We start from the raw sequence: 19,844 nt of genomic DNA, 5'->3' as shown, positions 1-19,844 counted from the left end.
CTTAGCGACGCCAGCGTTATCAGCATGCCTCAGGCCTTTTGCCCCCACAGTTCAGGGAGATTACAGCGGCGCAGTTGGCTGACTATCAGTAGCTCCCAGGTGGCATTCACTGAGACGCACGAATCAAGAGCTGCACCAACAGCTTACTGAGCCTGCAAGCCTTAATGTCTTCAAAGAACAGCTGGCTTAGTCCTGCAGCCGGTGGCGATAATGTTTCAGGACAACGTGTGTCACGATCTGACCGTAAATAAAGCCGCCCAGCCCGCCACATATTACGGCGCCGGTTAGGTCGCCAAAGTACGCTCCCGCGCCACCGAGGGCCCCGCAGAGCATGAGTCCCACCCAGGTCTGCCAGTGCCGGAAGGCCGATTTGTATGCTCTACGCCAACGACTTCCCCGCTCCCGAAAAGATAGGTCTTTTAGTTCGGGAATACTCTTTTGGGTCCAGTAGATTTTCACGATAGTGTCCTTGTTACGATTGCTAAGTGAAGAAAAACATAAAGTACTGGCCCAGAAAAGGTTTATCCGCCCGGCGCTTTTCGATCATCACGGAAGCTGACCTGACGTCAGTCCGCTTTGTTTCAGAAGCAAACGTTGAAGCCGTAATACCATTTTTGCAACATTACAGGTATGAGGCATTTGTATTTTTATGGCAGCCTTCGGATAAGGCTATTCTTCCCTGAAACCTCTTTAATCCAGACAGGATCTCGCGATCTGCCTTCACATTATCAGGTGAAATTATTTTATTCCCGGAATATCTTTCAGCCGCGTTGTATAGCGTGGCGACAACCTTTCACGCTTCATCTGCCATGAGCTGTCGCGCGCTCCCTGCCCCGCAAACCAGACCTTGCCTTTCCCTGAACGATTAATGCCGTCCAGTGCCGCCATTAAAGCATCTGCGTTTGCACGGGGCTGCTGCTCACTGAACAGGTCAAACTGCGTCATGCCGGACGGGTAAAAATCTCCCAACATCACCCCAGCTTTGGCATAGCGGAAGCCCTCCCGCCAGATAGTTCCAAGACCGCGAAGCGCTGATTCTATAATGTCCCGCGTATCACTGGTCGGATAATCGCACATGCAGGATGCCGTGTTGGAATATCGCGGCTCATCGCCATGTCTGCCGGTGGCAACTGAGACACTGATATGCCTGCAGCGTGAATTCTGCTCCCTGAGCTTTTCTGCCGCACGCGTGGCATACAGCACGATTGCCTGCTGCATGTCTTCCAGTTTTGTGACTCTTTCACCAAACGACCGCGAGTTCAGTATGTGCTCTTTTGGCGGCGGTGCATCCTCAAGCGCAATGCAGGACTCACCATTCAGCTCACGGGTGATACGCTCAACGATGACGTCAAAATTTTTCCGTATCATGCTGATGTTGCTGTCTGCCAGCTGCAGAGCCGTTGTTATTCCCATCTGATTCATGCGTTTGCTGATGCGCTGACCAATGCCCCAGATATCGCTGACGTCGGTCAGGTGCAGGAGCTTTCGCTGCCGGTGTCTGTCGGACAGGTCCACGACGCCATTAGTCTGTGTCCATTTCTTGGCCGCATGGTTGGCCAGTTTCGCCAGCGTTTTTGTCGGCGCAAACCCCACGCCAATGATGAGTCCGGTTTCCCTGCGGATACGCTCGCGCATCTGCTGTCCGAAGGTCTCAAGCGGGATAAGGCTGTTAATCCCTGTAACGTCCAGAAAACACTCGTCAATTGAGTAAACTTCCTGCCCCGCAGCCATCTCCCCCAGTATCGCCATCATGCGTGCCGACATGTCGCCATACAGCTCGTAGTTGGAGCTGAATACGTATACCCCGTTCTCCCTGAAGAAACGCTCATTCTTAAACAGCGGGGCCGCCATTTTTATGCCCATTCGCTTTGCTTCAGCCGAGCGGGCAATAACGCAGCCATCGTTATTCGACACAACCACAATGGGTTTTCCGCGCAGGTCGGGTCGGAATACCGTTTCACAGGAGGCGTAAAAATTATTGGCATCGGCCAGCGCAAACATCCCTACTCTCCTGCCGGCCCGTTGAATCCCACCCCGGCCACATCAGTGAGCGCATAGGCAACCACACCCCAGACGGGCAGCGTCTGGTTCACATCCAGCACTGTTACCGTTTCGTCCTCGTCCAGCGCCTGCAGGGCGGGAACCGGATTGAGCAGCAGTCGTCTCAGCGTCAGCTCCCCGTCAACCTCAGCAACGATTAGCTGGCGGTGTACAGGCGTCAGTGCACGATCGATAGCCAGCACGGATCCTTTCACAATACCGGCATCGGGGCAGTCGCTTTCGCTGCGCATCAAATAGGTTGAGTAAGGGGAAAGATGAACGAGATCGCCCAGGTTAAGGCGCGTTTCGGTGTAGTTCTGAGCGGGATTCTGAAAGGCCATTAAAATGCTCCATTCTGACCAGCATTGCTGCCTGTCTGCATCCAACAGGCATACACATTTATGACTCCTGTGATGAGTATAAGTCGTTACAGCCGGCAATGCGCATGTGTGTACGCCGGTGTCTGCTACAGGCGAAAAGCGGACATGCTATCGCCGCAGACAGCACAAAAATGGGCAAGCAGGCGAGTTTTGAAGTCGGAGATGTACAGGAGCTTTCAATTGTAGATTGTTCGAACTACAATCAATTATCAACACAGGGGGATGAAATGAAATCATCTGCTGGCAGACCTCGAGAATTCGATCCACAGGACTTCCTGAACACTGCGCTGGACTGTTTCTGGCAAAAAGGATATCGGGCAACTTCAATGTCCGATCTGATGAAAGCATCAGGGTTAGCCAGCGCCAGTATCTATAAGCTCTATCCGGATAAGCGAGCTATCTATCTGGCGGCGCTACATCAATATATGGATGAAGGCGTTTCCAGAGCAGCCAAACGCGAGGTAGAGTTATCGCCAGAAGCTGCATTGCGCGATACGCTCGAATTTGTGGCGCTTTTATCATCCTCTCCTGATGGAGAGAAAGGGTGTTTCACAATTGCCGCTGCCAGTGAACTTTTACCGGGTGACGAAGAGGTAAAAAAAAGGGTTCACCATAAATTCAATTCAATAATCAATCGTTTGGAAAACATACTATCCACTGGTCAGGCTCAGCAGGTCTTTCGGCGCGATGAAAACGCAAGAGTCATGGCGCTGAGCATTTTTATGATGCTGGAAGGGATGCGGATATACGGAAAAATTCAGCCTGACAGTGAGGAGCTTAAAAAATGTAATGATTTTGTTGTCAGATCCGTGCTCATGAGCAGCAATGTTAATGATGAAGATCATTCAGGAAAGGCTTCAATATGACAGGGGTGGGCACAATTGTTCGGCGTCGGAAAAGAAAACAAACAATGGTTGTGCTGGAATGTGAAGACGGTATGGCGTTGTGCGGTTGGATCATTAAAGGAAGGTTTTTCAAAAGGCGCTTTCCACTGTCTCAGTTAAAGATATGTGTGCCTTATTCCTCCTTCTCGCCTCTGACTTAACGCGCTATGCTCTCCCTTGCAGGCTGCCTGATACAGATGTCCGCTTCTGACTCAAAGCGAACTGATGCGCAAGCCCTTGTCTGTTAAGCGCGAGAAACGGATGCGGTTCGTTCATATCGTGACGATTGTTAGGTTGACCCGCCCAGACGTATATCATTCATTCAGCGACTCATGGGTATGCCCGGAGGTTGCATCTGTTGATCCATAACGTTTTTGAGCGGCATTTTAGTGCTCAGCGTGAGGATGATCGGTGACTGGTATTTCGTGCAGACCTGTCAGAGATAAAGTTTTCTCGGCTCTATGACGTCTCAATCCTGGACGATATGACAGATGATGAGATTACTGGCTGGTCAATGTAACCGCAGATGGACAAGCAGAGTGTCCTGAACGCATTGCTGATGGCTGTACGGCGGCATACCCCCCAAAACAGGCGCGGGTTCTCTGATCAGGGCAGTCAGTACACATGTCATGAGTGGCAGTCGTTCCTGAAATCACATGGACTTGAAGTCAGCATGAGCCATCGCGGTAACTGCCACGATAATGTAGTTGCAGAAAGCTTTTTTCAGTTGCTGAAGCAAAGAAAAAGAACTACGAATCGCGTGAACAGCCCGCAGCGCCAAATCCCCCTCCCTGCACCATTCAATGAACTCATCCGGTAACGGCCAGAACAGTGAAACGCTGTCCTGCGAGCAACTGCTGTACGTTCTGTGCTCATTGCCCGACTGCGTCTGATGACACCCTGCCTGCCCGTTAATTTGCATCAGAGACTGACATTTCTGAGGCACCACTGGATCTCCGGAAGTTATCGATGTCCTCACAATCAGCGCTTTTTCGTGCCAGAAGCAGACAGGGCAAATACCGGGGAACGGGCAGCTCTCCTCTGACCAGCTAAATAAGCTGGACATTTTCTGAACATCCGCAGGCGCCTGCCGATAATCAATAAGGGGTATATCACCAGGTTGCTTTCCACAGAAAGCTCGTCACATAAAGAAAATAATTTCCTGATAAATAAGGATAAATATGTTTCCTGCACGTATTGCTACAAAAATGACATTGGGTGGCGTCCTGCTGTTAGGCGTGACGACCGCAATTGTCTGTCTTGTACTGTTGTTACGTGGTCAGCCACGCATTATTGAAGCCAGCAATAAATTAATTGAGCAAGCCGGTGGAAACCTGGTCAGCAGGCTGGACCAGCAGCTGGCGGGCATTCAGGGAGAGGCAGTCAGCATGGCGCGTCTGGCAGAGGTGCTGCCCCACGATGTTTTGCTGTGGCAGAACAGTTTTCCGCAAATGATCGACAGTAATGGTAATCATACTATCGCCGGTGGAGGCATCTGGCCTGAGCCGGATGCGTTTGTTGCAGGCACTGCACTGCGCAGCTTCTTCTGGGCGCGTGAAGAGAGTGGCAAACTCGCTTACTCTGACGGATATAATCAGCCTGCTACCGGCGATTATCACAAGGAAAGCTGGTATACCCAGGCTCGCAATGCGCCACGCGATCGCTGTACCTGGTCCGATGTTTATCAGGATCAGGTTTCAGGCGTCAAAATGGTGACCTGCAGCGTACCCTACTATGCCGGTGATCGTTTCGCGGGTGTCGCTACACTGGATGTGATGCTGGATAACCTGGCACAGTTTGTGAAAACTCAGGGTAATGTGACGGGGGGGTATGCCCTTGCGGCAGACAAGACCGGTACGCTGCTCTACTACCCTGGCGTGGATACCAAAGTGCTGAATACCTTATCCACTGTTGCTCAGAAAGAGAGCTGGCTGCAGCCCGTTGTGTCAAAATTAAAAAGCCTCGGGCCTGATGCAACCCTGACCACAGTCGATCGTATTAATGATGCACACCTGAATCAATCCGCACAGGTTACCCTGTTCCGCATGCCGGGAACTGGCTGGATCATAGGTCTGGTTACGCCGGAGAAAGTGGTCAGTGGCATGGCCCGCACGATCATGTGGGATATTTTCATATTCCTTGTGCCTGCCATGATTATTCTGCTTATTCTCACCTGGTGGTTTACACAACGTATTGGTCAGCGCCTGCGTCATACCTATGATGCTCTGAACGAGATTGCGACAGGAGATGGCGATCTGACGCGCCGTCTTGAGCGTAATGGTCACGACGAACTTGCCGACATTGCCGGAGCCTTCAACATTTTCGTCGATAAGATTGCGGGTGTAATCACGCGTGTTCAAGGCAGCAGCGAAACGGTAGCGCTCAATGCATCGGGGCTGGCTCAAAGCAATCAGTCATTTTCAGACAAGATTGCGGAGCAGGCCGCTGCGCTTGAGCAGAGTGCTGCTGCGATGGAAGAGCTTAACGCAACAGTACAGCAGAACGCTGAAAACACCCGGCTGGCAGATACGGTCGCGGAAAAAACTTCGCAGATTGCGCAGACCAGTTCAGGAACAATGGAGGAAATGGTGCAAACTATGGCAGCCATACAGAACTCCTCACAACGCGTAGCTGAAATACTGGGACTGATTGACAGCATTGCCTTCCAGACCAATATACTGGCGCTGAATGCAGCAGTGGAAGCGGCGCGCGCCGGTGAGCAGGGAAAAGGATTTGCCGTTGTAGCAGCAGAAGTCCGTGCGCTGGCGCAGCGTAGCGCAAACGCAGCACAGGAAATCAAACTCCTCATTTCCGATTCCGACAGCACGGTCATTGCTGGCAGCAAGCTGGTGAAAGGTGCTGGTGAGCAACTGAAACAACTGGTTAACGACGTACATCGCGTCAGACAGGTTGTTGGGGAGATGCGGGTCGCCGGTGATGAGCAGAGCAAAGGCATTTCTGAAATGACGCTGGCGGTTACACAGATGGAGCGCGGTATTCAGCAAAACCTGTCACTGATCAACCAGACTGCAGAAAACACTCAGGTTCTGCGTGACGAGGCAGCACAGCTTGCACAGGAAATATCCGTATTCAAAGTGGTTAACGGATAGTGCAAATCAGGGTTTGGCTGCGATGAGCCCGTAAACTGATCCAGCATTACTGCCCGGGCCAGCTATCTGGCGCCGGGCGAATCAGTGACCTGCAAGCATGGCTGCAGCTGAAAGTTGTACGCAGGAAGCGGGGAATGAAACACCGAAAGGACACATCGGGACATTTTTTCAAGCTCTTCACGGCAGGCCCTGCGTAACCCGGCCTCTGCCAGACAGTCCTTAAGGTGAAGGCAGAACAACCCTCCCCCAGGGTTGCCAAATCCACCGCAGCTCCCTTTTCCGGCACCCGCCGCCAGTGGCGCATGCCGGGAGGCACGGTTGATGCGCTGCGTCTGGTCAGCTGTCTCACAGATGGCACCGGCATATTCATGAGCCCCGCGGGATGCGCCATAAACTCATTAAGCAGAGAACGATTAAGTGCCTGCAGCGCGGATGTCGCATCACGGCTGACCTGCTGCAGGTTGCGCGTAATCTAATCATCCAGCGCTACCCGCACGGCCACGTGGTAAGCCTGAACATTCATGGGAACCTTAATCTAAGGACATAATAAACCAGCCTTAACTGGTCTGGTTTAGGTGAGAAATGTTGAAAAAAATGCTGCAGTTTGACACGACAGTGACGATAAACTTCTCAAATCTAAAAAAACAAGAGCTTCTGTTATGGATAAACTTAGCCGCCTGTTTAAAAGGAAACGGTCTGCTCAATTGATGTACATACGCACATCAGAAGATGAGCTTTCACAGATCGCCAGAAGTTGTAATCGGGATGAAGTGGCTTCAATACACATTAGATTAAAGCAATTTTGCTCTGAATTAGCAGCCTGCCCCGAATGGGACGGTGACACTCAGGACCAGATATGGGATGCGATCGAGACACATAAGCGTCTGCTTGTGCAGATTGATTTGCTAAAGAAACCATGAACAGTACTCATTCTCACTGAATAATCAAGGCTGACTGCCGATACCAAAGGCATATAACTTAAGGAGAACGCTCAATGGAACAACCAAACCCCCTCGCAGCCCTGTCTTTGATCATCTGGTTTTTCACTTTTATCCCATGCTTCCGCATGGCTCAGAAAGCTGGTTTCGGATGGAAGATGGCGTTACTGCTTTCCTGCCCGGGCATACATTTCGTCATGCTCTACGTCTTCGCTTACAAGAAGTGGCCGAACGCGCCTTATCGATAAGCACCTATCATCTGTCAGGATATGGCAATCAGACCTATCCGTGTATCTTTGCCTGATTAATCGACGCATGGATGAGCATAACGTTGGATTCTCCTAAAATCAGCGTCATAGAATTTATCAGGCACATAAATGAAGGCAGTACTAAGCCCATTCTTTGTTGATGCGATGAAGGCAAAAATATATCGTAAAATCAATTCCTTTAATGCCGCCCAGTCATCTTCTTGCAGAATTTTTTTCTGCTTGCCTGGCTTTTCATCAGTCAGCACTGGTTAATGGATCCGGAGTTCTGCGCTAGTTGTTTGCGGCGGTCGCCTTGGCTTTATCGTCCTCGTATTTCGACCTGGCGCACAGGCAGGCACTGACCACTCTGAGGCCGCTTTTGCCCAGGATAGCGAGCATGCCTTCAATCTGCTTCGGGTTTCACGGCAGCGGGTATTCCTCGCCGTCGATATCGGTCACCGCCGCCGCCGGAAAGGCATATATGTTCATGTTCATGTACATCACATTTGACGCAGGACACATTCATGACGACGGAGGTGCCGGTATTAAATAAAAGCCTACGCCCGCCAGCATAAGGCTGTGGAAGACTGAATCAGCTGTCTTATCTGGCCGCTTTGTAGTGCTTTATATCAGCCAGGATGCATCACAGTGTGCACAGTCAGCCTGATTGTTTTATGATTACTATTTAATACTTGAAATATGGATATTGCATGCTTAAGACCACGCTAATTCTCGCTGCGCTTCTCTTTCCTTTTTTCTCTGTCGCCGAGCCCGGTAGTTTCATATTTGAAGTAAATGGCACGAAGAAAACATACTCAAAGGAATGTATAAAATCAATAAGTTACCTGCCAAGTGATGAGATCGATTCTGAAAATGTAAATTTTTCATTGAGTGATGAGTGTGGGAAAGCACTCTATAAAACTACAAAGCAGAACATTGGTAAGAAGTTGTTTATTTATTACAAAGGCAATCTGCTTTCCAGCGCGAATATTGTCTCTGTACTCAGGAATACTTTCAGACTCTCCGGTAAAGAGATGCCACGCATAGTTCTGATGCAGCTTCTTTATGACTATGGGGTTAAGCATAATTAGAGGAAAGATAGTGGAATTAAGCATGGACGAACGCGACAGGATTAACTTAGATTTAGTCGTGTGATAAGTTTTACCGGAGCTTTGGGCTGCAGTATCCGGACGGCACTGGCACGATTAATTACAAGGAGAAAAAGCGGTGAGGTGGATCTTTTTATCTGGAATGTTATTTTCCATGACAGTCGTAGCAGAGGACGTGTCATTCGAAACGCCAGAGGTGAAATGCCTGAATGACCACACCATCCCATTCATAAAGTCGGAAATTCCGTCTAAAGAAATTGTTGATAAGGCCTATGTGCTCTGCAGGCCAGAACTGGATGAATGGAAGAAATCGCTGGAACCGTTGCCTGATGAAATGAAGCAGCACATGCGCAAAGAGCTTTATGACTTCTACATCAGGATGATTGAAAAACGACGAAATTATGAAGTCAGCAAAGCTGCAAAAGCTTTTCATCGAGACACTCTTTAACGTCTCCGCGACCTGGGTCCTGAAGTCATTGTTCGATGCCGTTTCCACGGAAATCAGAACTGATTTGATATAAGGAAGTTGAAAATAGCTTACAGACCGAGAACGTGTCCTTTCTGCAATTTCTGTGGACCACGAAAGCGTCCTGACGGGAAGTTTTCCTGCGATATGTGCGGGCTTGAATGGAAGCCTGAACAGGATAAGCGCGACAAAGATAAACAATGAAACCCCGCCTTGGCGGGGTTTTTTTATATACTGAAAACCGGAGGTAAATCATGGCTCAGCTGCTTAACCTGACAGAGTGGCTGAGCGAGACCTCTTCTCAGCCGCCTTCCCTGTCAACCCTGCGCCGCTGGGCGCGCGAAGGGCGAATCTACCCGTGCCCGGAACTACACGTCAAAGAGTACCGGCTTCATCCGTAAGCGGTTTATCTCAACCCCCGTAAACGCGTCAGAAATGCGAACGCTCTTTCGCATAGGGTAATCGGGCGTAATCTGCTGATGGAAATAGTGATATATGATCAAAAGGCCTGAATCTTATGATGCTAACCTCCCCCGTAATACCCTTCGGCTGCGTAAATACCAGCTGAACGCAATCCGGAAATCTTTGGATGACCTGGCGATGAATGCAGTCACGACCCGCGATATTGCCCTGTTTGTGGATGTCTGTGTCATCGAAAACAAACAGACAATGGCAGTCATTCTGCGCAGTGTCCTGAATGATGTGTTCCGTGAGGCGATTGTGGCGGGGGTGATTGAAAGAAATCCGGTTGAACCCACACGGGCAAAACAGCCGAGGGTTCAGAGGAGCCGGCTTTCAGTTGAGCAATTCCGGATGCTGCTGGAGGCCGTACCTGAATCCGAACCCTGGTTTTACCGGGCACTGCTGGTCGCCGTGGTTACTGCTCAGCGCCGGGAGGATATCACCCGCATGAGGTTCTTCGACGTTCGTGAAGGCAGACTGTTCATCACACAGAGTAAGAAAGGCAGTAAGTTAGCCATCCCCGTTGATCTGGCGCTGCCCGATATCGGCATGACACTGAACGACGTGAATGAGTTATGCCGGCGGAATAATCCTTCACCGCGTTTTATCTGTTCTGCTGCACGACGTCATGGACGCAGGCCCGGCCCGGTTCGCCCGGAAAACCTGACGCAGGCATTTACGCGCACGCGGGTCCACTGTGGTCTGGATACGCTGCCAGACCCGCCAACCTTTCACGAAATCTGCAGCCTGTCCGGGAGATTGTATGAGGCGCATTACGGTCAGGCGTTTACACAACGACTGCCGCGCTTCAGGAATCGCACACTGACTCAGAAGGAACTCCCTTCACGTGGCGATACGTATGTACTGATATGATGTCTATGTAATTACGGACATTTTCCTGAGCGCATAAATTTACCCTTGCAACCCATGCCATAACAGATATGCTATATACGAAACATGTTTGTCCTAAAGCCAACGATTAGTTAAGCTATTTCAACGAGATACGCGTATATTGCCCGCTCATTGTTGATAGCAATGCTTACCAATGCATCCCTTTATAATCAGAGAGTTAGCATTTTTCCCGACTCTGTTCGGACAGGTTTCGGATTAAAATGTTTTTGCCTGAAGCCTCTTTACTCCTCACCGACTCTCGCGATCTGCCTTGCATCATCAGGTTAAATCCTTTTATTCCCGGAATATCTTTCAGACTCGTTTATAGCGTGGAGACAATTTTTCGCGCTTCATCCGCCATGAGCTGTCGCGCGCTCACAGCCCCGCAAACCAGACCTTGCCTTTCCCTGAGCGATTAATGCTTTCAGTGCCGCCATCAAAGCATCTGAGTTTGCATGGGGCTGCTGCTGCCTGAACTGGGCAAGCCGCCCTACATTATTTTTGCTTGAGCATCTGGTAGCTTTTCGACTGCGCTTGTGGTTCATTTCAGCAGATAAGCCTACCCGTACATCATCACGCCTTCGAAGACTGTGCAGGAAATGGCAGATGCCTCACTTAAGTCTATTCTGCGAAGTCCTTTGCCTCAGTTGCCAGCAGCGCCCGATGCAGCGTTCCAACGGTGACGGCAAACGGCAGGCCGTTCAGGCTTTTCTGAGGGAAGCGGATATCGGCGGCAATCTGAGCAATGCGCGCCTCTCTGTCCCCCTCTAGCGCGGGCAGCCGAAGCGGGCTGCGGTAGATTTTTAGCAGGTTGAGCAGCTGCGCATTCGGCTGACCGTACTCCACCAGAGATTGAAGTAACAGGCTGAATCCGACTTTTTCGCCGTGCAGCCAGTCCTGCAGCTCCGGCTGATGAGTCAACGTATCGTGGATCACGTGCGCCAGCCCCGGCGTATCCAGTTCACCGCGCACGCTGTTGGCTAATCCGGCCAGCACGATATTGGCCTCAATCACCCTTTCCAGTGCCGGCGTCACCTGCTGCTTCTCATTTGCCACGATCGCCTTTTCGCCCCAGTGCAGGAGTGTATCGTAGGCCTGCCTGGCCGCCGACACTTTTACCTCCAGCGCCAGATGGTGCGGGTTATGCCGCTGCCAGGGATCAAATTCCACCCATTTCGCCAGCGCATCGACGATGCCGGAGCGCAAATAGCGCACGTCGGCGCGGGTGATGATTTCACTGTCGACCAGAATCAGTGCAGGCATGGCGTTCAATGCCAGGCTGTCGAGATGGCCGCCTTCTTCATTGTAGATAATCGCCAGCGGCGACCAGGCGGCGCAGGTTGCCGCCAGCGTCGGTAGCACAATAAGCTGGCGATCGCCCAGCGCATCGTTAACGGCTTTCGCGGTATCCAGCACGCGCCCGCCACCGATGGCCAGAATGCCTTCCGCGCCCTGCTTCAGCAGGTTATGGCGAAATCGGGCGATGGTCGCATCGGTGCATTCGCCGGTTAAATACTCCACCTGCCAGCGCACACCTTCCCGGTTCAGGCTCTCCTCCAGCGCCGGGTTCACCGCCTGCCAGGCCTGTGGCGACGTGAGAATGCGTAGATGATCGACCAGCGGACGGATGCGTTCACCGACCTGGTGGACAAGTCCCGCCTGCTGGATGTAGTTGCCCGGTGACTTGATTGCGAACTGCGCGGACGGTGATAGCGGTTGAACTGTACTCATGGCATCCTCCGATGACAACAAAATCTGTGACGGGCTACGTGACTACGGTTCCTGTATTGTCTCGCTGGTCCAGACCACAAACGTCGGCGGCAGCCAGGCCGTCACTTCCGGCAGCGGTTCGTTAAAGAGGACAATTTCCACGAAGCAGGTTTGTGCCGTACTGCCCTGGCCGAGCCGTGAACTGCCTATGTCGGTGGTTAACACGTTCGGGTTGCCGTGTTTATCCAGTGAGCGGTTTTCCTGTGCATTCAGCGGATCGTACCAGGCACCGGTGGAGATCTGCACCACACCGGGCCGGATATCCTCGGTGAGATGCACCCCAGCCAGCAGCGCGCCGCGATCGTTAAACACTTTCACGATATCGCGCTCGCCGATGCCGCGCGCGGCAGCGTCCTCCGGATGCATCCACAGCGGCTCGCGACCGTTAATTTTGGTCTGCTGGCTGACCGAACCGTGGTCGTACTGGCTGTGCAGCCGCGTGCGCGGCTGGCTAGACAACAGATGCAGCGGCCAGCGCTGGCGCAGTGCCTGTTGGGCATTTTGCTCATCTGTGTACCAGTAGGCGTAGCCCGGCGCTTCGCGGTAGCCAAAGGCTGCCACCGCCGCAGAAAAGAGCTCGATTTTACCCGACGGCGTAGACAGCGGCGCGGCCTCGGGATCGTCCCGGAAGGCCTTCAGAAGGATCTGCGGCACGTCTGGTACAGCGTATTCCAGCTTGCCCTGCCCCCAGAAATCCTCGAAGTCTGGCAGCTGAATGCCGTCCTCTGCGGCCCGCGGACGGGAATCCTGATAAATCTTTTCCAGCCAGCCTCGCGCGCTGTACCCTTCGGTAAACTGCGCGGCAAAATCCAGCTTTTCGGCCAGCGCGCTGAAGATGGCATAATCATCCCGCGCTTCCCCCTGCGGCGGCAGATGCTGGCGCATGGCGATCATAAAGCCGTCGTTGCTGGCGCTTCCGATATCTTCTCGCTCCAGTGACGTCGTAGCGGGCAGCACGATATCAGCGAATTTGGCCTGCGCGGTCCAGTACTGTTCATGGACGATTACCGTTTCCGGCCGCCGCCAACCATCGATCAGCCGGTTGAGATCCTGATGATGGTGGAAGCTGTTGCCGCCCGCCCAGTAAACGAGGCGGATATCGGGATAGGTTAGGGTCTGGCCATCGAATTCGTAGCTTTCTCCGGGATGCAGCAACATATCGGTGATACGCGCCACCGGAATACGCGTACTGACCGCGTTGCGGCCTGCTGGCATACGCGGACCGGAGAAGCGCCGCCGTTCGGCACCAGCCAGATTCGTCGAGGCATAGCCAAAACCGATGCCGCCGCCGGGGGTGCCAATTTGTCCTAGCAGCGCGGTGACCGCCACCAGCGCCCAGTAGGCCTGCTCACCCTGACGTGCACGCTGAACCGACCACGCCATATTGATCATCGTTTTCTTCTGCGCCATCTGTCGCGCCAGCTGGCGGATGGTATCCGCCGGCAGCCCGGTGATGGTCGCCGCCCACTCAGGCGTTTTTGCCTCGCCGTCATCCTCGCCCTGCAGGTAAGCAGCAAAGCGATCATAGCCAACCGTACAGCGGGAGATAAAATCATGATTAATAAGCAGCTCGGCAATCAGCACCTGACACACCGCCAGCAGCAGCGCGGTATCACTACCGGGCTGGATCGCCAGCCATTCTGCATCGTGGACAGCGGCCAGATCGTTGCGCACCGGGCTAACGTTAATAAAACGGCAGCCGTTGGCACGCAGGGTTTGCAGCCAGTAGTCCAGGGCATGATCGTTGGCTCCGCCGCCATTAACCTGGGCATTACGCAGCGGCAGGCCGCCGATGGCAACGAACAGTTCACAGTGTGCAGCCAATACCGGCCAGTGGGTGTGCTGACGCTGAAGATCGTCGAGATCGCCGAGAATATGCGGCAAAACGCGTTCTCCGGCGGCGATACTGTAGGTATTGGTACTGGCGGTATAGCCACCAAACAGATTGAGGAAGCGATGCAGCTGGCTTTGCGCATGATGGAAGCGCCCGGCGCTCGACCAGCCGTAGGAACCACCATAGATCGCCTGATTACTGTGGGTATCTTTTACCCGCCGCAACTCACCGGCCACCAGCGACAGCGCCTGCTCCCAACTCACTTCCACAAAGGGTTCTTTACCACGTCCCTCACGGTTGGCAGGCTTGCCCTGCAGGTAGCCGAGCCTCACCGCCGGCCGCCGTACGCGGCTGTTGCCCTGCACCGCACCCGGCATCGAGAAGCCAATCTTCGACGGATTGCGGTCCCACTCAACGGGCTCGACGGCAGTCAGTACTCCGTTATCAGTGGTCACCCGATAGGTGCCCCAGTGGGTCACGGTCAGTCGTTTTTCGGCTTCGGCCTGCTGGCTCATGGTGCACTCCGGGATGTTAATGCATGGTCATACCGCCAGTGACGTTAATCGCATGGCCGGCCATATAAGAGGACAGCGGACTGGCGAGAAACGGCACCACGCTGGCAACGTCTTCAGGCTGTGCGGTGCGCCCCAGCGGCACCTGTGAGCAGTCTTCAGCATAGGTAGTTAGTTAAACGAGTACCGCATGCCTTGAGGCGACATACTACCCAATCAGGCGATAGCTTTTTCCCCGCCTGCGAGGCGATATTGATAATACGTCCATAGCGCCGGGGCTTCATCACTGCAATCAACTCGCCTGCCTGTTCAGGCCGGGAGATATCAAAGGACAGCCACAGCCAGCGATCGCCGGTTTCACTCGCAGTGATGGCGATGTCGCCTACCACCACGCAGGCACCAGCCTGATGCAGCAGTTCGGCGATCGACCGTCCGATCCCCTGCAGTCCGCCGGTGACCACCGCCGTCTGCCCCCGAAGATCGATAGAAACCATTAAACCACCTGGCGGGAAAAGGCGTCGGTGCTGATCCCGGCCGCCAATATCTGGCGCGCATACTCTTTCGCCGAGAACAGCGAGTGGTCGCGATAGTTACCGCACTCCAGTGGCGTAACCGCCGGGACGTCGGTGGCATCAACGACACGCTCCAGAACACGGGTCAGCGCGGTAGCGATGGTTTTTGGGTCGCGATTATCCCACAGGATTAAATAGAAGCCGGTGCGGCAACCCATCGGGGAAATATCGATCACGCCCTCCAGCTCTTCACGCAGGCCGAAGGCCAGCAGGTGCTCCAGCGTATGCATTGCAGCTGTCGGGATAGCATCCACGTTCGGCTGCAGCAGGCGCAGGTCGTATTTTTCCACCACGCTTCCCAGCACGTGTTTTTCATTGCCGGCCACCCGCACATACGGGGCGATGACTTTGTTATGGTCGAGCGTAAAGCTCTCTACTGCTGGCATTCTGTTTCTCCTTACCATTATTCGCGACGTATCCGTCGCGCCAGACGCGTGCCGAAGGTCTGTAAAAGCTGCACGATTACGATCAGCACCAGCGCGGTGGTGAGCGTGGCGAAGGCATCAAAGCGCTGATATCCGTAGGTAATGGCCAGATCGCCGATGCCGCCGCCACCGACGGTGCCGGCCATCGCGGTGGCACCCAGTAGGCCGATCGTGGCGGTGGTGAGTGCCAGGATCAGCGATGATGCGGCTTCCGGCAGCATAAAGTACCAGATGGTTTGGATGGTACTGGCCCCCATGGCGTTGGCGGATTCAAGAATGCCGTCATCTACCTCCAGCAGAGAACTTTCCACCAGCCGGGCAATATAGGGAGCGATAAACACTACCAGCGGCACAATCGCGCCGGCGGTGCCGATGGTAGTGCCAACCAGCCAGCGGGTGACAGGAAGAATGCTGATTAGCAGGATGATAAACGGCAGGGAACGCAGGATATTGACCACGGGATTGAGGAGCTGGTGCAGCGCCACGTTGGGCAAAATGCCACCGGGGCGGCACAGTACCAGCACAATGCCAAGTGGGATACCAAGGAGCGCACCAAATCCCAGCGAGACGCTGACCATAATCAGCGTGTCGTACAGCGCCAGCAGAAACTGATCGCCGGTCACGGCGGTATCAATAAATTCAAACATCGCTGATTTTCACTCCTGCGTCATGGAGGTAGCGGATTGCCGCATCAATGTCCGCCGTTTCCCCGCCGATCTGCACGATCATAAAACCGAGAATGGTGTTCTGAATTTCTGACATGCTGGCAAACAGGATATTGACCTCCACCGGATACTCGCGGATCAGCCGGTTAACGATCGGCTGCTGCGCGGTCTGACCGACGAATTCCAGCCGCAGTGCCCGGCTCTGGCTTTGCTGCCTGATGCGCGCCACGGTCTGTTCCGGCAGGCGATCATGGATCACCGACTGTACAAAGCTGGCGGTGACCTCTTCCTTAGGCTGGCCAAACAGATCCAGTACGCTGCCCTGTTCAACTACCCGCCCCTGTGCCATCACCGCGACCTTGTGGCAGATTTTCTGTACCACGGACATTTCGTGGGTAATTAGCACAATGGTGATGCCGTAGCGGCGGTTGATTTCCTGCAGCAGCAGCAGGATCTGCACGGTGGTGTGCGGGTCCAGGGCCGAAGTCGCTTCATCACACAGCAGAATTGACGGATTGGTGGCCAGCGCGCGTGCAATCCCCACGCGCTGTTTTTGCCCACCGGAAAGCTCATCGGGATAACTTTCTGCTTTATCACTGAGGTTCACGAAAGCCAGGAGCTCGCTCACCCGCTCACGAATAAAGGCTTTATCGCGCCCCTGTAAGATCAGCGGTATCGCCACGTTGTGAAATACCGTGCGCGAGTTCAGCAGGTTAAAGTGCTGAAAGATCATGCCAATATCTTTCTTTAATTGGTTCAGCTGTTTCTTACTGATGCCCTGCAGCGACAGATTGTTAATCAGCACATCGCCCTGAGTAGGCGCTTCCAGATGGTTTATTAAGCGCAGCAGCGTACTTTTTCCCGCGCCGCTGGTACCGATTACGCCAAAGATATCACCCTGATTAATCGTCAGATTGACGTTATCCAGCGCAAGGAAGCTTTCTCCCTTGCGGGTAAACGTTTTGCTGACCGCGTTAAAGCGGATAACCGGCTGGCTCATTTGAAATAGCTGGGCTGCAGGTAGCCGTCGTACTGCGAATGGCTGGTGATATAGGTTTTAAACTCGGCGGAGTGGTAGCCTGCCACGATATCTTTAGCGAACTGCGCGTCTTCATTTTTCCCGGCTACCGTGACCACATTGATAAACTGGCTGGTTGGCGTTTCCAGTTTCAGCGCCGAGCTTAATTTCATTCCGCTGGAGACAGCAAAGTTCCCCTGAATCAGGCCGAAATCAACGTCCGGCAATGCGCGAACCTGCTGGGCGTTATCCATTTCTTTCAGCACGATTTTGTAGGGATTTTCGATGATCGCTTTCTGTGAGAAGGTCGCCGGGTCGATATCGGCCTTGAGCTTAACCCAGCCGAGGCTTTGCAGCACCAGCAGGGCGCGGTATTCATTAGGTGCCTGGTTCGGGACTGAAATCACCGTGCCCGGCTTTGGGGTGTTCAGCGTGTTGAGCTTGCCGGCATAGAGGCCCATTGGTGGGGTTGGCACCTGCACAATGCCGACGTTATCTATCCCCAGACGTTCGTTGACGGATTTTAAGTAAACCGGGTGCTGCATAATATTGGCTTCAATATTACCCCGCGCCACCGCATCATTAACCTGAATACCGTCGCTGAAATCTTTATACTCGACTTTATACCCCTTCTTGATCAAAAAGGGCGCAACGCCTTTTTGAAACTGTTCTTTATAAGGGCCGGGATTAAAACCCAAACGAATTAATTTATCATCGGCATGCGCTGTCGAAATAACTGCAGCAGAAGACAATAAGGCAACAACAATTCCGCTAATCAATGACCTGCGCATAGGAACATTCTCTCCGGTAACGTGTTGAATACAAAAATAATTGATTCCAATATACTCAGGATTTTGCAGCAAAAGTGAATTCCGCTCAATATCTTTATTGTGCTAACCTTAACTGTTTTTTGTTATTGCGATTTATTAATATCCTTATTAATTTTAATATTTTTCCTGCCGGATAATTTCATTTTATGAAATGACGGGCTATGCCATAGTCCAGGTATTATTTTTTTATCGGGATGTGTTATGCCGGTATTTTCTGCTTCACCCCTGCTTGATCAGTTAGAAGAGAATCTGTTTAGTGCGCTGGAAAAGATGGCGGCACAGATCGATACCTCACAGCGCCCGCTGATTGACCTGTCTTCCGGCAGTCCGCGCCAGCCTACGCCGGCAGCAGTGGTCGCCACGCTGCAATCCGCCGCTGCGCAGCCAGAAAACCACGATTATCCATCGTTCTGGGGCAAGCCCGCGCTGCGCCAGGCGATAGCCCGCTTTTATCAACGTCAGTACGGCACAGAGCTGGACCCGGATAGCGAAATTGCCGTTTTCCACGGCTCGCATATCGGCGTGACCGGCCTGCCGCGTGCGCTGCTCGCGCCCGGTCAGTATATGATTTCGACCGATCCGTGCTACCCCATTTACCGTTCGGCCGCCGCGCAGGCGCAGGCAAAGTTCTACGGTATTCCGCTGCACGCATCAAACCAGTTTCTGCCGGACTTTACCGAGGTGCCGAAAGCTGTCACTCAGCATGCCGGGCTGCTGATGCTGAACTATCCTCACAATCCCACCGGGGCGGTGGCCACCCCGCAGTTGTTTGACGATGCGCTGGCGTTCGTGCAGCGGCTGAACATTCCGCTTCTGCACGATTTCGCCTACTCGGCGATTGGCCGCCATCCGCAGGACGCGCCGCCGAGCCTGCTGTCGCAGCCGGAGGCTAAAGAGTGGAGCGTTGAGATCTATACGATGTCGAAAACCTTCCTGATGGCAGGCTGGCGCTTCGGCTTCGCCGTCGGCAATGCCTCGGTGATTAGCGCATTTAAAAAGCTGCACACCCACAGCTACAGCACAGTGTTTGGGGCGGTGCAGGATGCGGCAATTACCGCGCTGGGTCTGCCGGAGAGCGCGGTTGCGGAGTTTGCCACACTTTACCACCATCGTCGCGAGCGGGTTATCCGCGCGCTGGAAGCGATGCGCTGGCCGGTGGATGCCCGCCAGGGCACCTTCTTCCTCTGGCTACCGGTTCCAGCGGGATACAGCTCGCAGCTGTTCACCGAGCACCTGCTGCACGAGGCGCAGGTTCTGGTTGCTCCAGGGCACGGTTTTGGCGCTGGCGGCGAAGGGTTTATACGCCTGAGCCTGACCGCCAGCGACGAGGCACTGGATGAGTCGCTGAAGCGGATTGCGGCACTGAAACTCTTCAGTTGAACCCGACACTTTTTAGCAGGTGCGCACAGGAGCCTACAACCTGCAAGCAGCAGCCTGACGTGTAGTAGTCTGCATCATCGCTTCAGCATAAAACTCACCGGCTTAATAGCTGCGCGGAATAGTAGATCACTTCGAGGGAACTCACAGAGCCCGGGTCTCTCAGGCCTGGTTTTTGATGCTCCTAAATGGCCCAGCGCACCCGATGGTTATGTCAGCTTTTCGCTCATAGCGGGCCTTCAGAGCCGTCTGTCCGCCTTGTGCCAGAAGCGGACATTGTAATAAATCATAAGGTATGAAATGCCAGAATACC

At 53.4% G+C, this 19,844-nt stretch carries 21 protein-coding genes and 1 pseudogene; 10 read left to right on the top strand and 12 right to left on the bottom strand.

Annotation, left to right across the window (positions count from 1 at the left end):
* Positions 1–738: 738 nt before the first annotated feature.
* Together umuC and FJW00_RS07285 are read right to left on the bottom strand one after the other, a co-directional pair.
* A complete protein-coding gene (umuC, locus tag FJW00_RS07290) occupies positions 739–2,001 on the bottom strand; it encodes a translesion error-prone DNA polymerase V subunit UmuC (protein WP_140923378.1) in 1,263 nt (420 codons plus the stop codon).
* A gap of 2 nt (positions 2,002–2,003) precedes the next feature.
* Positions 2,004–2,381, bottom strand: coding sequence for a peptidase (locus FJW00_RS07285; protein ID WP_009092864.1), 378 nt, complete (start codon positions 2,379–2,381; stop codon positions 2,004–2,006).
* A gap of 266 nt (positions 2,382–2,647) precedes the next feature.
* On the opposite strand from FJW00_RS07285, the gene FJW00_RS07280 reads away from it, so the two are divergent.
* Both FJW00_RS07280 and FJW00_RS07270 read left to right on the top strand, forming a co-directional pair.
* On the top strand, positions 2,648–3,286 hold the full coding sequence (locus tag FJW00_RS07280) for a TetR/AcrR family transcriptional regulator (RefSeq protein WP_140923689.1): 639 nt from the start codon (positions 2,648–2,650) through the stop codon (positions 3,284–3,286).
* Between the two features lie 499 nt (positions 3,287–3,785).
* A pseudogene (locus FJW00_RS07270) lies at positions 3,786–4,049 on the top strand (DDE-type integrase/transposase/recombinase); the annotation flags it as partial.
* On the opposite strand, the gene FJW00_RS22550 reads toward FJW00_RS07270, so the two are convergent.
* Positions 3,957–4,370, bottom strand: coding sequence for a hypothetical protein (locus FJW00_RS22550; RefSeq protein ID WP_258317020.1), 414 nt, complete (start codon positions 4,368–4,370; stop codon positions 3,957–3,959). The pseudogene FJW00_RS07270 and the gene FJW00_RS22550 sit on opposite strands and share 93 nt — an antisense overlap.
* A 115-nt stretch (positions 4,371–4,485) precedes the next feature.
* Here FJW00_RS22550 and FJW00_RS07265 point away from each other — a divergent pair, with 115 nt between their 5' ends.
* The 3 genes from FJW00_RS07265 (at position 4,486) to FJW00_RS07250 (ending at position 7,600) form a co-directional block, all read left to right on the top strand.
* Complete coding sequence (locus tag FJW00_RS07265) at positions 4,486–6,414, top strand: methyl-accepting chemotaxis protein (RefSeq protein WP_140923375.1); 1,929 nt, start codon at positions 4,486–4,488, stop codon at positions 6,412–6,414.
* Positions 6,415–7,073: 659 nt separating this feature from the next.
* Entirely contained in the window at positions 7,074–7,334 is a 261-nt protein-coding gene (locus FJW00_RS07255; protein WP_140923374.1) for a hypothetical protein, read from the top strand.
* 74 nt (positions 7,335–7,408) lie between these two features.
* Positions 7,409–7,600 (top strand): hypothetical protein, encoded by a 192-nt coding sequence (locus FJW00_RS07250; protein ID WP_140923373.1) that lies wholly within the window; start codon positions 7,409–7,411, stop codon positions 7,598–7,600.
* A 56-nt stretch (positions 7,601–7,656) separates the two neighbouring features.
* On the opposite strand, the gene FJW00_RS07245 is transcribed toward FJW00_RS07250, so the two are convergent.
* Positions 7,657–7,866 carry a hypothetical protein gene (locus FJW00_RS07245; RefSeq protein WP_140923372.1) on the bottom strand — a complete coding sequence of 70 codons (210 nt, stop codon included), beginning with the start codon at positions 7,864–7,866 and terminating at the stop codon, positions 7,657–7,659.
* Between the two features lie 444 nt (positions 7,867–8,310).
* Here FJW00_RS07245 and FJW00_RS07240 point away from each other — a divergent pair, with 444 nt between their 5' ends.
* The 4 genes from FJW00_RS07240 (at position 8,311) to FJW00_RS07225 (ending at position 10,510) form a co-directional block, all read left to right on the top strand.
* Positions 8,311–8,691: a SecDF P1 head subdomain-containing protein gene (locus FJW00_RS07240; protein WP_140923371.1), complete on the top strand. Its 381-nt coding sequence runs from the start codon at positions 8,311–8,313 to the stop codon at positions 8,689–8,691.
* 172 nt (positions 8,692–8,863) lie between these two features.
* Positions 8,864–9,157, top strand: coding sequence for a hypothetical protein (locus tag FJW00_RS07235; RefSeq protein WP_140923370.1), 294 nt, complete (start codon positions 8,864–8,866; stop codon positions 9,155–9,157).
* Positions 9,158–9,429: 272 nt separating this feature from the next.
* Positions 9,430–9,576 carry an excisionase gene (locus tag FJW00_RS07230; protein ID WP_140923369.1) on the top strand — a complete coding sequence of 49 codons (147 nt, stop codon included), beginning with the start codon at positions 9,430–9,432 and terminating at the stop codon, positions 9,574–9,576.
* 199 nt (positions 9,577–9,775) lie between these two features.
* Positions 9,776–10,510: a tyrosine-type recombinase/integrase gene (locus tag FJW00_RS07225; RefSeq protein ID WP_140923368.1), complete on the top strand. Its 735-nt coding sequence runs from the start codon at positions 9,776–9,778 to the stop codon at positions 10,508–10,510.
* A 639-nt stretch (positions 10,511–11,149) separates the two neighbouring features.
* Here the strand turns inward: FJW00_RS07225 and FJW00_RS07220 are convergent.
* From FJW00_RS07220 to FJW00_RS07190, 8 genes are read right to left on the bottom strand one after another with little or no spacing between them, the layout of a single operon-like run.
* On the bottom strand, positions 11,150–12,259 hold the full coding sequence (locus FJW00_RS07220; RefSeq protein WP_140923367.1) for an iron-containing alcohol dehydrogenase family protein: 1,110 nt from the start codon (positions 12,257–12,259) through the stop codon (positions 11,150–11,152).
* A 42-nt stretch (positions 12,260–12,301) separates the two neighbouring features.
* On the bottom strand, positions 12,302–14,647 hold the full coding sequence (locus FJW00_RS07215; RefSeq protein ID WP_140923366.1) for a molybdopterin-dependent oxidoreductase: 2,346 nt from the start codon (positions 14,645–14,647) through the stop codon (positions 12,302–12,304).
* A 16-nt stretch (positions 14,648–14,663) separates the two neighbouring features.
* Complete coding sequence (locus tag FJW00_RS22730; protein ID WP_373682544.1) at positions 14,664–14,747, bottom strand: hypothetical protein; 84 nt, start codon at positions 14,745–14,747, stop codon at positions 14,664–14,666.
* Between the two features lie 55 nt (positions 14,748–14,802).
* Positions 14,803–15,138 (bottom strand): SDR family NAD(P)-dependent oxidoreductase, encoded by a 336-nt coding sequence (locus FJW00_RS07210; protein ID WP_181405360.1) that lies wholly within the window; start codon positions 15,136–15,138, stop codon positions 14,803–14,805.
* Positions 15,138–15,602: an S-ribosylhomocysteine lyase gene (locus tag FJW00_RS07205; protein WP_140923365.1), complete on the bottom strand. Its 465-nt coding sequence runs from the start codon at positions 15,600–15,602 to the stop codon at positions 15,138–15,140. The genes FJW00_RS07210 and FJW00_RS07205 overlap by 1 nt, the downstream gene beginning before the upstream one ends.
* A gap of 17 nt (positions 15,603–15,619) precedes the next feature.
* Positions 15,620–16,288: a methionine ABC transporter permease gene (locus FJW00_RS07200; RefSeq protein WP_140923364.1), complete on the bottom strand. Its 669-nt coding sequence runs from the start codon at positions 16,286–16,288 to the stop codon at positions 15,620–15,622.
* Positions 16,281–17,306 (bottom strand): methionine ABC transporter ATP-binding protein, encoded by a 1,026-nt coding sequence (locus tag FJW00_RS07195; RefSeq protein WP_140923363.1) that lies wholly within the window; start codon positions 17,304–17,306, stop codon positions 16,281–16,283. The genes FJW00_RS07200 and FJW00_RS07195 overlap by 8 nt, the downstream gene beginning before the upstream one ends.
* Positions 17,303–18,115 (bottom strand): MetQ/NlpA family ABC transporter substrate-binding protein, encoded by an 813-nt coding sequence (locus FJW00_RS07190; protein WP_140923686.1) that lies wholly within the window; start codon positions 18,113–18,115, stop codon positions 17,303–17,305. The genes FJW00_RS07195 and FJW00_RS07190 overlap by 4 nt, the downstream gene beginning before the upstream one ends.
* 240 nt (positions 18,116–18,355) lie before the next feature.
* On the opposite strand from FJW00_RS07190, the gene FJW00_RS07185 reads away from it, so the two are divergent.
* Positions 18,356–19,534, top strand: a complete 1,179-nt coding sequence (locus FJW00_RS07185; RefSeq protein ID WP_140923362.1) for an aminotransferase class I/II-fold pyridoxal phosphate-dependent enzyme — start codon at positions 18,356–18,358, stop codon at positions 19,532–19,534.
* The last annotated feature ends 310 nt before the right edge of the window (positions 19,535–19,844 follow it).

It is taken from the genome of Pantoea anthophila (assembly GCF_006494375.1).
GTDB classification, from domain to species: domain Bacteria; phylum Pseudomonadota; class Gammaproteobacteria; order Enterobacterales; family Enterobacteriaceae; genus Pantoea; species Pantoea anthophila.
This window is presented reverse-complemented; position numbering and strand designations above follow the sequence as displayed.

Coding starts and splice junctions, on each gene's coding strand:
- umuC (WP_140923378.1), bottom strand. CDS start 2,001: ATGTTTGCGCTGGCCGATGCCAATAATTTTTACGCCTCCTGTGAAACG.
- FJW00_RS07285 (WP_009092864.1), bottom strand. CDS start 2,381: ATGGCCTTTCAGAATCCCGCTCAGAACTACACCGAAACGCGCCTTAAC.
- FJW00_RS07280 (WP_140923689.1), top strand. CDS start 2,648: ATGAAATCATCTGCTGGCAGACCTCGAGAATTCGATCCACAGGACTTC.
- FJW00_RS22550 (WP_258317020.1), bottom strand. CDS start 4,370: ATGTCCAGCTTATTTAGCTGGTCAGAGGAGAGCTGCCCGTTCCCCGGT.
- FJW00_RS07265 (WP_140923375.1), top strand. CDS start 4,486: ATGTTTCCTGCACGTATTGCTACAAAAATGACATTGGGTGGCGTCCTG.
- FJW00_RS07255 (WP_140923374.1), top strand. CDS start 7,074: ATGGATAAACTTAGCCGCCTGTTTAAAAGGAAACGGTCTGCTCAATTG.
- FJW00_RS07250 (WP_140923373.1), top strand. CDS start 7,409: ATGGAACAACCAAACCCCCTCGCAGCCCTGTCTTTGATCATCTGGTTT.
- FJW00_RS07240 (WP_140923371.1), top strand. CDS start 8,311: ATGCTTAAGACCACGCTAATTCTCGCTGCGCTTCTCTTTCCTTTTTTC.
- FJW00_RS07235 (WP_140923370.1), top strand. CDS start 8,864: ATGACAGTCGTAGCAGAGGACGTGTCATTCGAAACGCCAGAGGTGAAA.
- FJW00_RS07230 (WP_140923369.1), top strand. CDS start 9,430: ATGGCTCAGCTGCTTAACCTGACAGAGTGGCTGAGCGAGACCTCTTCT.
- FJW00_RS07225 (WP_140923368.1), top strand. CDS start 9,776: ATGAATGCAGTCACGACCCGCGATATTGCCCTGTTTGTGGATGTCTGT.
- FJW00_RS07220 (WP_140923367.1), bottom strand. CDS start 12,259: ATGAGTACAGTTCAACCGCTATCACCGTCCGCGCAGTTCGCAATCAAG.
- FJW00_RS07215 (WP_140923366.1), bottom strand. CDS start 14,647: ATGAGCCAGCAGGCCGAAGCCGAAAAACGACTGACCGTGACCCACTGG.
- FJW00_RS07210 (WP_181405360.1), bottom strand. CDS start 15,138: ATGGTTTCTATCGATCTTCGGGGGCAGACGGCGGTGGTCACCGGCGGA.
- FJW00_RS07205 (WP_140923365.1), bottom strand. CDS start 15,602: ATGCCAGCAGTAGAGAGCTTTACGCTCGACCATAACAAAGTCATCGCC.
- FJW00_RS07200 (WP_140923364.1), bottom strand. CDS start 16,288: ATGTTTGAATTTATTGATACCGCCGTGACCGGCGATCAGTTTCTGCTG.
- FJW00_RS07195 (WP_140923363.1), bottom strand. CDS start 17,306: ATGAGCCAGCCGGTTATCCGCTTTAACGCGGTCAGCAAAACGTTTACC.
- FJW00_RS07190 (WP_140923686.1), bottom strand. CDS start 18,115: ATGCGCAGGTCATTGATTAGCGGAATTGTTGTTGCCTTATTGTCTTCT.
- FJW00_RS07185 (WP_140923362.1), top strand. CDS start 18,356: ATGCCGGTATTTTCTGCTTCACCCCTGCTTGATCAGTTAGAAGAGAAT.